Genomic DNA, 14293 nt, shown 5'->3' on the forward strand with positions numbered 1-14293 from the left:
AAGTCCCTCTCCTCGGAGACTCGCTGTCACCGCGCTCCCGTCCCGGGAGACGCCCGACGGAGGAGTACGACGCCCGTGGACCTCCTGGACGACGCCCGCAGCCTGCATCCCGACCTGGTGCGGCTGCGCCGCGCCCTGCACCGCGAGCCGGAGGTGGGTCTCGTCCTGCCCCGCACCCAGGAGCGGGTGCTCGAGGCCCTGGCCGGGTTGCCGCTCGAGATCTCGACCGGTGACGCCGCCACCTCGGTGACCGCCGTGCTCCGGGGCGGCCGGCGCACCACCTCACCGACGACCGTGCTGCTGCGCGGAGACATGGACGCCCTCCCGGTGACCGAGGAGCGCAGCGGCACGGACGCCGACGACCACCTCGCCACCAACGGGGCCATGCACGCGTGCGGGCACGACCTGCACACCGCTGCCCTGGTGGGCGCCGCCCGGCTGCTCAGCGGGCACCGTGACACGCTCACCGGCGACGTCGTCTTCATGTTCCAGCCCGGCGAGGAGGGGTGGGACGGCGCCGGGACGATGATCACCGAAGGTGTCCTGGACGCCGCCGGGCGCCGCGCCGACCACGCCTACGCCCTGCACGTCTTCTCCAACCTGGTGCCCTCCGGCCTGGTCGCGAGCCGCCCGGGCACGTTGCTGTCGGCCTCGCACGGCCTCGAGGTCACGGTGCGCGGCGCCGGCGGGCACGGTTCGACCCCGCACACGGCCAAGGACCCCGTCGTGGCCGCCGCCGAGATGATCACCGCGCTGCAGACGATGGTCACCCGGACCTTCGACGTGTTCGACCCGGTCGTCGTCACCGTCGGGGTCGTGTCCGCCGGCACGGCCCGCAACGTCATCCCGGACACGGCCCGCTTCTCGGCCACCGTCCGCCGGTTCTCGGAGGCGAACGAGGCGCGGCTGGCCACGGCGATCCCCCGGGTGCTGGAAGGTGTCGCCGCCGCGCACGGCGTCGACGTCGACATCGCCTTCACCGGCGAGTACCCGTTGACCGTCAACGACGCCGCGGAGGTGGACTACGCCTCCGGCGTCGTCCGGGAGCTCCTCGGCGAGGAGCGCTACCTCGAGGCCCCGACCCCGGTGAACGGGTCGGAGGACTTCTCCCGGGTGCTCCAGGCCGTGCCGGGCGCCTTCCTGGGCCTGGGGGCCTGCCTACCCGGGCTCGACCCCGCCACGGCCCCGATGAACCACTCGCCACGGGCCCGCTTCGACGAGGCGGTGCTCCCCGATGCCGCCGCCATCTACGCAGGCCTCGCGGTCGGCCGGCTCGGCACGGACGCGGCGGTGCGGGCATGAGCGCGTCGACGGCCGGACGGGCCGGCACCGCCCCGCAGAGCCGGAGCAGGACCCTCGTCGGCGTCGGGGCCGGCAACGCCATGGAGTGGTTCGACTGGAACGTCTACGCCACCTTCGCGGCCTTCTTCGCCTCCCAGTTCTTCGCCAGCGGCGACGCGGCGTCGGACTTCCTCAGCGCGCTGGCCGTCTTCGCCGTCGGCTTCCTGGCCCGGCCGTTCGGCGGCTTCCTGTTCGGCTGGCTGGCCGACCGGAGGGGACGCCAGCTGTCCATGAGCATCTCGGTGGGCGCCGCGGCCGTCGGCAGCCTGGTCATCGGGCTGACCCCCACCTACGCCACCATCGGGATCCTGGCGCCGATCATCCTGGTGCTGGCCCGGCTCGCCCAGGGCCTGGCCCACGGCGGCGAGCTGCCCGCCGCGCAGACCTACATCTCGGAGATGGCGCCCCGGGAGCGCCGCGGGCTGTGGTCGAGCCTCATCTACGTCTCCGGCACGATCGGCATCGTCGCCGCCACCGTCCTGGGCGCGGTGCTCGCCGCCGTCCTCACCGAGGCGCAGATGAGCAGCTTCGGGTGGCGGATCCCGTTCCTCCTCGGCGGGGTCTTCGGGCTCTACGCCCTGTACATGCGCACCCGGATGCGCGAGACGCCCACGTACACCGAGGCCGCCTCGACCGCGGTGGCCGGGCCGGTGGCGCGCCGGCCGCTCTGGCGCGAGATCCTCGACCACCCCGTGCTGCTCCTGCGCGTCCTCGGTCTCACGATGGGCGCCACGGTCCTCTACTACGTGTGGGCGGTCGCCGCTCCCGCCTTCGCCATCAGCAACCGCGGGATCGATCCGGCCGGCGCGCTGTGGGCGGGTGCGGCGGCCAACCTGGTCTTCCTGATCGCCCTGCCGCTCTGGGGTGCGCTGTCGGACCGGGTCGGCCGCAAGCCCGTGCTGTTGACCAGCGCCGGTCTGCTGGCGGTCCTGCTGGTCCCGCTCAACGCGTTCATCCAGGGCGAGGCGTGGCGCCTCTTCCTGGCCATGTCCGTCGCCCTGCTCCTGCTCGCCGCCCCCGCCTCGATCGGGCCCGCGGTCTACGCCGAGATGTTCCCCACCGGCATCCGGGCAGCCGGGTTCGGCGTCCCCTACTCCGTCGCCGTCGCGCTCTTCGGGGGGACGGCGCCCTACCTGCAGGCGTTCTTCGCCGACCGCGGGGCGTCCGGCGTGTTCACCGCCTACGCGATCACGCTGGCCGCGATCTCGGTCCTGGTGGTCGTGTTCATGCCGGAGACACGGGGACGCCACCTGGGTGAGAACCGGCCGGCCGGAGCCGCGCCTCGCGCACACTGAGCGGTGCACACTGAGCGGTGGCCCCACGGGTCACCGCCGTACCGTCGGTACCCGGGCCGGCCGAATTCGGCCGGCCCGGGTACCGACCCGCTCTGCCGAGGACGTCCAGGGACCTCACAGGTGACCGTCAGCCTCGGACCAGCCACGGGGACCACAGTGGTCGTCGAGGGTGGCGGAGCGCCGCCCCGCGGAGGAGGACGAGGACACGTGAACCCCTACGGCACCCCCACCTCGGCGTCCGGCAGCTGGCCGCCGCCGGCCTGGGCGCAGCAGCTCGCCGCCGGGCACGCGGCGCCGGGGCAGGCGTCGACGGGGTCCGCCGCGCCCGGGCATCCCCTCTCCGGGCAGCCGCCCTTCGACCAGGCCGGTTCCGGCCAGCCGGCCCCGGTCCCGCCGGCGCCCGAGGAGCCGCGCCGCGGCGGCCGGCTGCGCATCGGCGTCGCCGGCCTGCTCGCCGGGGCCCTCATCGGCGGCGGTGCCGGCGCCGGCGTGGTCGCCCTCACTGACGGCGCGGACGGCGCCGGCAGCAGCGGCGCCAGCACGTCCACGGTGCGGAACGTCACCATCACCAACCCGGAGACGGCGACCGCCGTCACCGCGGCCGCGGCCAAGGCCGCACCCAGCGTGGTCACCGTCTACGTCGCCAGCGCCTCGGGCTCGGGCAGCGGGTCGGGCGTCATCCTCAGCGAGGACGGCTACGTGCTGACCAACAGCCACGTCGTCAGCCTGGACGGCGGCGGTCAGGCCACCGTCTCGGTGCGCACGGCCGACGGCACGCTCTACGACGCGACCATCGTCGGCGCCCAGCCGGTCTACGACCTCGCGGTGCTCAAGCTGGAAAGCGCCTCCGACCTCGTCCCCGCGGAGTTCGCCGACTCCGACGAGGTGCGGGTCGGCGACCTGGCCGTCGCGATCGGCGCCCCGCTCGGGCTCTCGGACACGGTGACCGACGGGATCATCAGCGCCAAGGGCCGCGCCGTGGCCACCGGGTCGCCCGAGGGCGACGCCACGGTGATCGACGCGCTCCAGACCGATGCCGCGATCAACCCGGGCAACTCCGGGGGTGCGCTGGTCAACGGCGCCGGCGAGGTGATCGGCATCAACACCGCGATCGCCACGGTGGCCGCGGGCGCACCCGGCGAGCAGGCGCGGAGCGGCAGCATCGGCGTCGGCTTCGCCATCCCGGGCAACACCGCCGCGCGGATCGCCCAGGAGCTCGTGGCCGACGGCTCGGCCGACATCACCTACCTGGGCGTCAGTGCCCAGACCGCCGCGGCCGACGGCAACGCCGGGATCGGCACCGGCGCGCAGTTGGTGCAGGTGCAGCCCGGCACGCCCGCGGCGGACGCAGAGCTGCAGGCCGGCGACGTGATCACCGCGGTGGGCGACCGGGTCGTGACCACCTCGACCGAGCTGACCGCCGCCGTCCGCAGCGCGGCTCCGGGCGACGACGTCACCTTCACCGTGCGGCGGGGGCAGGGCACCGAGCAGGTCGAGGTCACCCTGGGCGCCACCGAGGGCTGACGAAGGACCTCGTCCTCTTGAATGACCCCCTTGCTCCCCGCCACTCGCAGGCTCGCGGCGGGACCCTGCAAGGGGGCCGTCAGGGCTCGGGGCGAGCCTCTGGACGAGGCCGGGGCCGGGTGGGACTTCTCGTCCCGTCCGGCCCCGCGTGTTCTCGGCCTCCCAGCAGGTAGAAGGTCCCGTCCTCCCCCACCCCTCGTGGAAGGACCCCGTCCTCCTCACCGCTCGCAAACTCGCGGCGAGCCTCCGGACGGGGCCGGCCCTGGACGGGGCCGGGCGGGGCAGAGGGGTCCTCTATCTAGGCTGGGAGAAGTGTCGTCGTCCCCGCGCGCTCCCCTGGCCGCCTCCCTCGACGACCCGGAGCGGGCCCGCGACCTCGCCCGCATGAAACGGCTGGCGACCGGCCTGTTCCTGCTCGCCGCCGTCGTCTTCCTGACCTGCGTGCTGCTCGGCGAGGAAGCCGGCGCCTGGGTCGGCTACGTACGGGCCGCCGCCGAGGCGTCGATGGTCGGTGCGCTGGCCGACTGGTTCGCCGTCACCGCGCTGTTCCGGCACCCGCTGCGGCTGCCGATCCCGCACACCGCGATCATCCCGCGGAAGAAGGACCAGATCGGCGCCAGCCTGGGCACCTTCGTGCAGGAGAACTTCCTGACCCGCGCGGTGGTCGAGGACAAGCTCACCACCATCGACGTGCCCGGCCGGCTGGGCGCCTTCCTCGCCGCGCCGGGGCGCACCGAGCGGCTGGCCGGCGACGCCGGGGCGGTGCTGCACTCCGTCGCCGGCCTGCTCCGGGACGACGACCTGCGGCCCGCCGTGGCCGGTCTCGTCGACCGCAAACTGCGCGCCACCCCGGCCGCCCCGGTGGTGGCCCGGGGCCTGGAGCTGGTGGTCGACGGCGACCGGCACCAGGAGGTGCTCTCCGCCGCGCTGCGCGGGCTGGCCCGCTTCCTGGAGGACAACCGGGTGGTCTTCCGCGCCCAGCTGGGCGACGCCTCCCCCGCCTGGGTCCCGGACTGGGTGGACGACCGGGTCTTCGACCGCGTGTTCGTCGGGGTGCAGCAGTTCCTGGAGGAGGTCGGCGAGGATCCCCGCCACGAGCTGCGACGGGTCTACGACGCCCGGCTGCGCAGGTACGTGCACGCGCTGCGCACCGACCCGGCGACGGCTGCCCGCATCGAGGACCTGAAGAGGGAGCTGCTCGAGCATCCCGCCGTCCGGACGTGGTCGGGGTCGCTGTGGACCAACCTCAAGGACGCCGTCCTCACCGCGGCCGCCGACCCCGACTCGGCGCTGCGGGGACGCGTGGCCGGGCTCATCCGCGAGGCCGCCCAGCTGCTGCAGACCGACCCGCGGGTGCGCGAGCTGGTGCAGCGGCACGCGCACAGCGTCGCGGGCTCCCTCGTGGAGCGCTTCTCCGGTGACGTCGCCGACCTCGTCGGCAGCACCGTCGCCCGCTGGGACACCGAGGAGACCAGCCGCCGCATCGAGCTGCAGGTCGGCCGGGACCTGCAGTTCATCCGCATCAACGGCACCGTCGTCGGCGGCCTGGCCGGCCTGGTGATCTACACCCTCGCCCAGCTGCTGGGCTGACCTGAACGGAGTGCGCTGACGCCCGGTTCTGGCCCGGGAAACCGGGCGTCAGCGCACATGCTCGGCCTCAGCGGCGGGCGGAGGCGGCGGCGTAGAGCGCGATGCCGGCGGCGACGCTGACGTTGAGCGACTCGGTGTCCCGCGCGATCGGGATGCGGACGACGACGTCGCAGCGCTCGCGCACCAGCCGGGACAGCCCCGCCCCCTCGGCGCCGACCACCAGCGCGACCGGGTCGGCGAAGCCGTCGAAGTCGTGCACGTCGACGTCGCCGTCGCCGGCCAGGCCGACGGTCATCAGTCCGGCGTCCTGATAGGAGCCCAGGGCCCGGGCCAGGTTGACCGCCCGCGCCACCGGCAGCCGCGCGGCGGCGCCGGCGCTGGTGCGCCACGCCGAGGCGGTCATGCCGACCGACCGTCGCTGCGGCACGACGACGCCGTGCGCGTCGAACGCGGCCGCCGAGCGGACGACGGCGCCGAGGTTGCGCGGGTCGGTGATGCCGTCCATCGCCACGACCAGCGGCGGCCGGCCCGAGTCGCGGGCGAGGTCGAGCAGGTCGTCGGGGTGCGCGTACTGGTACGGCGGCACCTGCAGCCCGATGCCTTGGTGCAGCGCGCCGCCGGACATCCGGTCGAACTCGGCCCTGCCCACCTCGAGCAGTGGCAGCCCCCGGTCGCCCGCGAGGTGCAGCGCCTCGGTGATCCGCTCGTCGGTCTGGGCCCGCGAATCCCCTGTCACCACGTACAGCGCGGTCGCCGGGATCTGCGCGCGGAGCGCCTCGACCACCGGGTTGCGGCCGAGCAGCAGCTCGGGGGCCTCCTCGGCCCGCTGCCGGCTGCGGTCGCGCTCGGTCCGCCGACGGGCGTCGGCTGCGGCGCGCCGCTGGGCGGGGTGGCCGGGGCGCATCTCGGCGGGCGGGGTCGCCCCGCGGCCGGCGAGCGAGCGCCGGTTCTTGCCGCCGGTGCCTCCCGAGGCGCCCTTCTTGTGCGCGCCGGTCGTGCGCCCCCGGCGCTGGCTGTTGCCGGCCATCAGCGGCTCAGCTCCCATCGCGGTCCCTGCGGGGTGTCCTCGACCTGGACGCCGAGCGCGGCGAGCTGGTCGCGGATCGCGTCCGCCGCGGCGTAGTCCTTGCGCGCCCGGGCGGCCTGCCGCTGCTCGAGGGCGAGCGCCACGAGCCCGTCGGCCACCTCGGTGAGCCGGTCGTCGCCGCCGGCACCGGCCCAGTGCGGGTCGAACGGATCCAGCCCCAGGACACCGAGCATCGCCCGGACCGAACCCAGTGTGCCGGCGACCGCCTTCTCGTCCTCCTCGGCCAGCGCGGTGTTGCCCTGCCGCACCGTCTCGTGGACGGCGGCGATCGCCGCGGGGGTGCCGAGGTCGTCGTCCAGGGCGTCGGTGAAGTCCGCGCAGAGCACCGGCGCTCCGGCGTCCGCACCGACCCGCTCGGCGGCCCGCCGCACGAACGACTCCAGCCGCCGGTAGGCGGCCCCGGCCTCGGCCAGGGCGGCATCGGAGAACTCGATCGTCGAGCGGTAGTGGGGGGCGACCAGGTAGTAGCGCAGCTCCACCGGCCGCACGCGCCGCACGACCTCGTCGACCAGCGCGGTGTTGCCCAGCGACTTGCTCATCTTCTCGCCGCCGAGGGTCACCCAGCCGTTGTGCAGCCAGTACCGCGCGAAGCCGTCACCGGCGGCCCGCGACTGCGCCTGCTCGTTCTCGTGGTGCGGGAAGCGCAGGTCCAGCCCGCCGCCGTGGATGTCGAACTCCGGACCGAGGTAGCGCTCGGCCATCGCCGAGCACTCCAGGTGCCAGCCCGGCCGGCCGCAGCCCCAGGGCGTGGCCCAGGACGCGGTCTCCGGCTCGCCGTCCTTGTGCGCCTTCCACAGCGCGAAGTCACGGGGGTCGCGCTTGCGCTCGTCGGTGTCGGTGTCCGCGGCCGGCTCGAGGTTCTCCGGCCGCTGCCCGGTCAGCGCGCCGTACTCGGGGAAGGAGCGGACGTCGAAGTAGACGTCGCCGCCGGCCGCATAGGCGTGCCCGCGCTCCACCAGCCGCTCCATGAGCGCGACCATGTCCGGCACGTGCCCGGTGGCGCGCGGCTCGTACGTGGGCGGCAGCGCCCCCAGGACGTCGTAGGCGCGGGTGACCGCCAGCTCGTTGGTGTACGCCCAGGCCCACCACGGCACGCCGCGCTCGGCGGCCCTGGCGAGGATCTTGTCGTCGATGTCGGTGACGTTGCGGACGTAGGTGACCTCGAGCCCGGATGCCGTCAGCCAGCGCCGCAGCACGTCGAAGGCCAGGGCCGAGCGGACGTGCCCCACGTGCGGCGGCCCCTGGACGGTGAGCCCGCAGACGTAGACGGAGGCCTGTCCGGCACGCAGGGGCGTGAAGTCGCGGACCGCACGGGCGGCCGTGTCGTACAGGCGGAGGCTCACTGCGCGGAGTCTACGGAGCGCAGCATCAGCCTGGCGGGGAGTCCACGGACGTCGTCCGGACGACCAGGGCCGTCGCCACCGCCGCCCGGCCCTCGCCCCGGCCGGTGAGGCCCAGGCCGTCGGTCGTGGTGGCGGTGACGCTCACCGGGGCGCCCAGGGCCTCGCCGAGCACCCGCTCGGCCTCCGCGCGCCGTGGCCCGACCTTCGGGGTGGTGCCGACCAGCTGGACGGCGGCGTTGCCGACCCGCCACCCCGCCTCCTCGAGGACCTCGCGCACGTGCGCGAGCACGGCGGCGCCGCGGGCCCCGGCCCAGCGGGGGTCGTCGGTGCCGAGCAGGCCGCCGATGTCGCCCAGCCCGGCGGCGGAGAGGACGGCGTCGGTGAGCGCGTGCGCCACGACGTCGCCGTCGGAGTGACCGGTGCAGCCGTCGACGCCGGGCCACTCCAGGCCGGCCAGCCAGCACGGACGGCCGGCCTCGACCGGGTGGACGTCGACCCCGACCCCCACGCGGGGCAGGGTCACCCGGACACCTGCAGCTCCGCCAGGTCGAGGTCGTACGGGACGGTCACCTTGGCCGCCCGCTCGTCACCGGGCACGGTCGTGACCGGGACCCCGGCGGCGCGGACCACCGCCGCGTCGTCGGTGAGCTCGACCTCGGCGGGCAACCGCTCGTAGGCGTCGACGAGTGCGGCCCGGGCGAAGCCCTGGGGCGTCTGCACGCGGCGCAGCGTCTCCCGCGGGAGGGCGGCGGTGAGCCGGCCGTCGTCGTCCACCGTGACCGTCGTGTCGACGACCGGCAGCACCGGGACCACCGCGGGCGCGCCGCCGGCCAGCGCGGCGAGCACGCGGGCCACCACGTCGGTCGGGGTCAGCGGGCGGGCGGCGTCGTGCACGAGCACTGCGTCGGCCGCGGGGCGGGCGGGATCGGACACAGCGTCGAGGGCGGCCCGGACCGACGCCGTGCGGGTCGCGCCGCCGACGACCAGCCGCACGTCCAGCGGCAGGACGGTGGCGAAGGCGGTGAGCTCGTCGCCGGGGACGGCCACCACCACGTCGGCCACGCCGCCGTCGCGCAGGGTGTCGACCGCCCAGCAGACGAGCGGGCGGTCGGCGAGCGGGACCAGCGCCTTCGGGCGGTCGGCCCCCAGACGCAGACCGCTCCCGGCCGCTGCGACGATGCCGACAGCGTGCACGGGAGCGGTCCGGATGTGCGGGGTGAGCTCGACGCGCGAGCTCAGCTGGCGAGGACCTCGTCGAGGAGCACCTCGGCCTTGTCCTCGTTGGTGCCCTCGGCGAGCGCGAGCTCGCTCACCAGGATCTGGCGCGCCTTGGAGAGCATCCGCTTCTCGCCGGCGGAGAGGCCGCGGTCCTTGTCGCGGCGCCACAGGTCGCGCACGACCTCGGCGACCTTGTTCACGTCGCCGGAGGCGAGCTTCTCGAGGTTGGCCTTGTAGCGGCGCGACCAGTTGGTCGGCTCCTCGGTGTGCGGCGCGCGCAGCACCTCGAAGACCCGGTTCAGTCCGTCCTGACCGACGACGTCACGGACGCCGACGATCTCTGCGTTGTCGGCCGGCACGCGCACGGTGAGGTCGCCCTGGGCGACCTTCAGCACGAGGTAGGCCTTCTCTTCACCCTTGATGACCCGCGTCTCGATCGCCTCGATGAGAGCGGCTCCGTGGTGCGGGTAGACAACGGTCTCGCCGACAGTGAAGCCCATGTGTGTGTGACCCCTTTCGCTGTCCACAGGTTACCACGGCAGACTGACGAACGGGACGGCCTGACTTCGTAAACCCGCAGGTCAGGGCCCAGATGAAGTGCCCGGGAGGGGTTGACAGGACAGTGGTCGATGTGCCTGCCGACTCGGCCCGCCCGGCGGGCACCCTCCGTGCGCTCGCCCTCGCGACCCACCTCGGACCGACCGTCGCGGTCACCGCCGTGGCGACCCTGCTGGCCCTCGTCGCGGGGCTGCCCGCGGGGCGGATGCTGCTGGTGGGGGTGGCCGTCCTCGCAGGTCAGACGTCCATCGGGTGGAGCAACGACTGGCTCGACGCCGACCGCGACCGGGCCGTCGCACGGGCCGACAAACCGGTGGTCCGGGGCGCCGTCGACCCCTCGCTGCTGCGCACGCTGGCGCTCGGGTCGGCCGCCGCGTCCGTCGTCCTCTCCCTGTTGCTCGGCGTCGTCCCGGGGCTGCTGCTGCTCGTGCTCGTGGCCAGCGGCTGGGCCTACAACGCCGGGCTCAAGCGCACCGTGGTCTCGGTGCTGCCCTACGTCACCGGCTTCGGGGCGCTGCCGGCCGGGGTGGTCGCGGCGGCGCCGGGCGGGGCGAGCTGGCTGGCAGCGCCGTGGTGGCTGGTCGCCGCAGGGGCCGCCCTGGGCGCCGCCGCCCACCTGGCCAACGCCGCCCCCGACCTGGAGGACGACCTCGCCACCGGCGTCCGCGGGCTGCCGCACCGGCTGGGCCCGCGGGCCGCCGCCGTCATCGGTGCCGCGCTGCTCGGGGCGGCCTCGCTCGTGCTGGTCCTCGGGCCGGACGGCCCGCCGACGGTGGCCCGCTGGGCCGGCCTGGCGCTGGCCGTGCCGGCCGTCGCGGTCGCCGCCCTGGCGGGCACCGCGCGGTTCCGCCGGCTGGCGTTCCCAGCGATCATGCTGCTGACCGTCCTCGACGTGGTGCTGCTGCTCGCCGGCGGGGCCGCGGTCACCTGAGAGAGGGGCCCCGTCCTCCCCCACCCTTCGTAGAAGGACTGCCTCTCACCGCTCGCGAGCTCGGGCGGCGCCCTGGAGGAGACCGACGCCGGGAGAGGGCCGGACCCTCCAGGGGGCCGTGCCGGGTCACTTCCCGCCGTTGCCCCTGCCGTGGCCGCCGGCGGGAGCCGGCGCGGGCGTCGGCCGCTCCACGGCCGGCTCCTCGGCCGGCTCCTCGGCCACCGGCGCCGGGACGGCGGGCGGCTTCTCGAGCGTCTCCTGCGGGGCGCCCTGGCGCTCGGCGCGGCGCTGCTCGTTGCGCTCGCGGGCCTGCTCGGACACCGTCCGCCCGTCGACAAGGCCCGCCTGCGCGCCCTCGCTGACCCACCCGCCGAACGACTGCCCCTCGGCGGGGCCCTGCTGCCACTGCTCCGCGGTCGGCGGGGCGTCGGTCGCGGGGGCGTCCGTGGCAGGCGTCTCGGTGGCCGGGACGTCGGTGGCGTCCTCCGTTCCGGGCACCTCGGGCGTGTCGCCGCCGGTCACGGGGACGTCGGGCGCGGTGCCGCCGTCCACGGCCGGATCCTCGGGGGCCGGCTCCACCACCGGCTGGCTCGCCGCCTCGCCACCGGGCACGACGAGGTCGGCGACCTCCTCGACGGTGGTCTGGACGGGCTCGGGGAGGACGTCGGCGGAGGCCGCGCCGGTGAAGGCGACCAGGGCGACGCCGGCTCCGGCGGTGGCCTTGGCGACGGCGCCGGCGGAGGCGAACTTGACGACGAGTGCGGGGAGGAACATGCGGTGTCTCTTCCGTGAGCTCCGGGCGGGGCGCCCGTCCGTCCCGCGGGACGGTTCCTGGATGGGGGCGAGGAGACCGGTCGCCAGCAGCTCGGCCAGCGCCGCGTTCGGCCGCCCGGGTGCGGTGGCGCTGGCCCGCACCGCGTCGGTGAACGCGGCCAGGCCGGACGCGCCGTCCGGCAGGGGTCGGCCGGCGAGGCAGGCCTCGAAGGCCTCCTCGGCGGCGGTGGCGTCGGCTGGAGTGGTCATCTCGTCCCCGTCATCGCCGGAGAGCCGCAGAAGGGTGCGCACCGACCCCCACCCGTCCGGGTGAGGTCTCGTCGAGGGCGACCCGGAGGGTGCGCAGCCCGCGCCGCTGCAGCGCCTTGACCGAACCGGCGGACCTCCCGAGAACCTGCGCGACCTGCTCGACGGTCAGGTCGGCGAGGATCCGCAGCAGCAGGACCGCCCGCTGGTCGACCGGCAGGCTGCCGCAGAGCCGGTGCACGTCGCCGGCGCCCAAGCGCACCAGGACGTCGTCCTCCACGTCCCCGCCGCGGCGCTCCTCGAGCAGCGCGTCGTCGTCGCTGACCTGCGGACGGCGTCCCCGGCGTCGCCAGTCGTCGACCAGCCGCCGGTGGGCGATGGTGAAGACCCAGGCGCGCAGGGCGTCCTCGTCGCCCCGGAAGCCGGCCAGCCCGGTGAGGACGCCGATGAAGGTCTCGCTGGCCAGATCGTCGGGCTCCGCCGCGCCGTGCAGGCGGAGGTATCCGGTCACCGCCGGGGACAGGTCCCGGTAGAGCACCTCGAACGCCCACGCAGCCCCGGCCTGTGCCGCAGCCAGGACGTCGTCGAAGGGCAGTCCCGTCCGCACCAGCACCTCCCGCCGCCGATCCCGTCGTCCCTGGGATCGGCAGGTGCCGGGCCGGACTGGACGGCGGTCACCCGGTCGGTGGAAGGACCCCGTCCTCCCCACCGCGGAAGGGCCCCGTCCTCCTCACCCCTCGCAAGCTCGGGACGGGGCCGGGCTCAGGGAGCCGTCGTGCCGCGGAGCCGTTCCTGCTCGACGACCTCCTCGAGGTCCTCGAGCCGGTCGAGGCCCTGCAGTGCCCGGCGCATCCGCTGGTTGGGTGCCAGCCGCTCGCGGTTGCGCTCGAGGAAGGCCCAGTAGCCGGCGGTGAACGGGCACGCGTCGTCCCCCAGCCGGCGCCGCGGGTCGTACCGGCAGCCCCCGCAGTAGTCGCTCATCCGGTGGATGTAGGCGCCGCCGGCCGCGTACGGCTTGGTGGCGAGCAGACCCCCGTCGGCGTGCTGGCTCATGCCGACGACGTTGGCGACCATCACCCAGTCGTAGCCGTCGACGAAGCTGCGGTGGAACCAGTCGGCCATCGCCAACGGGTCGATGCCGCGCTGCAGGGCGTAGTTGCCGAGCACCATCAGCCGGGGGATGTGGTGCACCCAGCCGTCCCGGCGCAGGTCGGCGAGGACGTCGGACAGGCACGCCGCCTCGACGGCGCGGTCGTCGAGGTCGGCCAGCCACCCCGGCACCGGCTGGTGCGCGTCCAGCGCGTTGGCGTGCCGGAAGTCCCGGCCGAGGTGCCAGTAGGTGTGCCAGATGTAGTCCCGCCAGCCCATCACCTGGCGGACGAAGCCCTCGACGCTGTTCAGCGGCAGCGGGTCGCCGTCGGCCACCGAGTCCCGGTAGCGCTGCTCGGCGGCGCGCACCACCTCCAGCGGGTCGAGCAGGCCGAGGTTGAACGCCGGGGAGAGCAGCGAGTGCGCCATCCACCGCTCGCCGGAGAGCATCGCGTCCTCGTGCGGGCCGAAGACGCCCAGCCGGTCGTCGAGGAAGTCGCGCAACCGGCGCAGCGCCTCCTGGCGGGTCACCGGGAACAGTCGCGGGCCGTCGTCCCCCACGAAGGCGACGTCGCCGTCGGCCGCCCAGCGGTCGAGGTCGGCACGCACCTGCGCGTCGATCTCGTCCTCCTCCGGCCACTCCGGCTCCGGCGCCGGGGAACGGCCGTCGGACGGCGGCGGTTCCCGGTTCTCCTGGTCGAGGTTCCAGCGCCCGCCCACCGGCTCGGCGCCGTCCATGAGGACGTCGTGCCGGCGGCGGGCGTCCCGGTAGAAGTCCTCCATCAGCAGCCGCCGCCGGCCCCGACCGGCTGCCCAGGCCGCGAAGTCGGCCTGCGTGCTGACGAAGCCGCGCGCGGCGAGCACCTGCAGGCCGGTGCGGCGGAGGACGTGGTCGCGGCTGCTCCACGTGGTGGGCGCGCACACCGACAGCGGCTCGCGCACCCGGTCCAGCGCCTCGGCGTAGGTGTGCACCTGGTGGAACTCTGCCCGTTCGCCCAGCTCGGCCGCCCGGTGGCGCAGCGCGGAGAGCACCAGGTGGGCCTTCTGGCGGTGGAACCGGCGGCGCGCGAACACCGCCCGCGACTCGACGAGCAGCACCGGCTGGTCGGGGCGGTCGAGGAAGTGCGGCCCGAGCTGGTCGGCGAAGCACCACCGTCGGGTGCCGGGTGCGCGGGCCGGGAACGCGGTCAGCGCCGGGTCGCCGTCAGCCGGTCGCGGCGTGCCGGGAATCCCGCGCCCTCCCGCCGGGTCCTGCGGCACGGCCTCACCTCCCGGCGGCCATCCTGGGCCCGGCGTT

General features: G+C 75.3%; 13 protein-coding genes. 5 read left to right on the plus strand and 8 right to left on the minus strand.

Annotated elements, in window-relative coordinates:
• Positions 1–75: 75 nt before the first annotated feature.
• The 4 genes from E4P41_RS09130 to E4P41_RS09150 all read left to right on the plus strand — a co-directional run bounded on the left by E4P41_RS09130 (position 76) and on the right by E4P41_RS09150 (position 5750).
• Positions 76–1302, plus strand: coding sequence for a M20 family metallopeptidase (locus E4P41_RS09130; protein ID WP_135140761.1), 1227 nt, complete (start codon positions 76–78; stop codon positions 1300–1302).
• Positions 1299–2636, plus strand: coding sequence for an MFS transporter (locus E4P41_RS09135; protein ID WP_135140763.1), 1338 nt, complete (start codon positions 1299–1301; stop codon positions 2634–2636). Before E4P41_RS09130 ends, E4P41_RS09135 begins: the two co-directional genes overlap by 4 nt.
• Positions 2637–2843: 207 nt before the next feature.
• Positions 2844–4160: a trypsin-like peptidase domain-containing protein gene (locus E4P41_RS09140; RefSeq protein WP_135140766.1), complete on the plus strand. Its 1317-nt coding sequence runs from the start codon at positions 2844–2846 to the stop codon at positions 4158–4160.
• Positions 4161–4472: 312 nt separating this feature from the next.
• Entirely contained in the window at positions 4473–5750 is a 1278-nt protein-coding gene (locus E4P41_RS09150) for a DUF445 domain-containing protein (RefSeq protein WP_135140768.1), read from the plus strand.
• 67 nt (positions 5751–5817) lie between these two features.
• Here the strand turns inward: E4P41_RS09150 and rlmB are convergent, their stop codons facing one another.
• Genes rlmB through E4P41_RS09175 form a run of 5 tightly spaced genes read right to left on the minus strand, consistent with a single transcriptional unit; the run spans position 5818 to position 9898 of the window.
• Positions 5818–6777 carry a 23S rRNA (guanosine(2251)-2'-O)-methyltransferase RlmB gene (gene rlmB, locus E4P41_RS09155; protein ID WP_135140812.1) on the minus strand — a complete coding sequence of 320 codons (960 nt, stop codon included), beginning with the start codon at positions 6775–6777 and terminating at the stop codon, positions 5818–5820.
• Positions 6777–8180, minus strand: coding sequence for a cysteine--tRNA ligase (gene cysS, locus E4P41_RS09160; protein WP_135140770.1), 1404 nt, complete (start codon positions 8178–8180; stop codon positions 6777–6779). The genes rlmB and cysS overlap by 1 nt, the downstream gene beginning before the upstream one ends.
• Before the next feature lie 25 nt (positions 8181–8205).
• Positions 8206–8703 (minus strand): 2-C-methyl-D-erythritol 2,4-cyclodiphosphate synthase, encoded by a 498-nt coding sequence (gene ispF / locus E4P41_RS09165; RefSeq protein WP_135140772.1) that lies wholly within the window; start codon positions 8701–8703, stop codon positions 8206–8208.
• Positions 8700–9374: a 2-C-methyl-D-erythritol 4-phosphate cytidylyltransferase gene (gene ispD, locus E4P41_RS09170; RefSeq protein WP_135140774.1), complete on the minus strand. Its 675-nt coding sequence runs from the start codon at positions 9372–9374 to the stop codon at positions 8700–8702. Before ispD ends, ispF begins: the two co-directional genes overlap by 4 nt.
• A gap of 41 nt (positions 9375–9415) precedes the next feature.
• The gene (locus tag E4P41_RS09175; RefSeq protein WP_073418385.1) at positions 9416–9898 is read right to left on the minus strand and encodes a CarD family transcriptional regulator; all 483 of its coding nucleotides are present in this window, start codon (positions 9896–9898) and stop codon (positions 9416–9418) included.
• A gap of 131 nt (positions 9899–10029) precedes the next feature.
• Here E4P41_RS09175 and E4P41_RS09180 point away from each other — a divergent pair, with 131 nt between their 5' ends.
• Positions 10030–10887: a UbiA family prenyltransferase gene (locus tag E4P41_RS09180; protein WP_245177212.1), complete on the plus strand. Its 858-nt coding sequence runs from the start codon at positions 10030–10032 to the stop codon at positions 10885–10887.
• Positions 10888–11013: 126 nt separating this feature from the next.
• Here the strand turns inward: E4P41_RS09180 and E4P41_RS09185 are convergent, their stop codons facing one another.
• The 3 genes from E4P41_RS09185 to E4P41_RS09195 all read right to left on the minus strand — a co-directional run bounded on the left by E4P41_RS09185 (position 11014) and on the right by E4P41_RS09195 (position 14256).
• Positions 11014–11952 carry a hypothetical protein gene (locus tag E4P41_RS09185; protein WP_167761004.1) on the minus strand — a complete coding sequence of 313 codons (939 nt, stop codon included), beginning with the start codon at positions 11950–11952 and terminating at the stop codon, positions 11014–11016.
• Positions 11921–12514, minus strand: coding sequence for an RNA polymerase sigma factor (locus tag E4P41_RS09190; protein WP_167761005.1), 594 nt, complete (start codon positions 12512–12514; stop codon positions 11921–11923). Before E4P41_RS09190 ends, E4P41_RS09185 begins: the two co-directional genes overlap by 32 nt.
• 155 nt (positions 12515–12669) lie before the next feature.
• The gene (locus tag E4P41_RS09195; RefSeq protein ID WP_209307623.1) at positions 12670–14256 is read right to left on the minus strand and encodes a cryptochrome/photolyase family protein; all 1587 of its coding nucleotides are present in this window, start codon (positions 14254–14256) and stop codon (positions 12670–12672) included.
• Between the last annotated feature and the right edge of the window lie 37 nt (positions 14257–14293).

Source organism: Geodermatophilus sp. DF01-2, assembly GCF_004571065.1.
Taxonomy (GTDB): Bacteria; Actinomycetota; Actinomycetes; order Mycobacteriales; family Geodermatophilaceae; genus Geodermatophilus.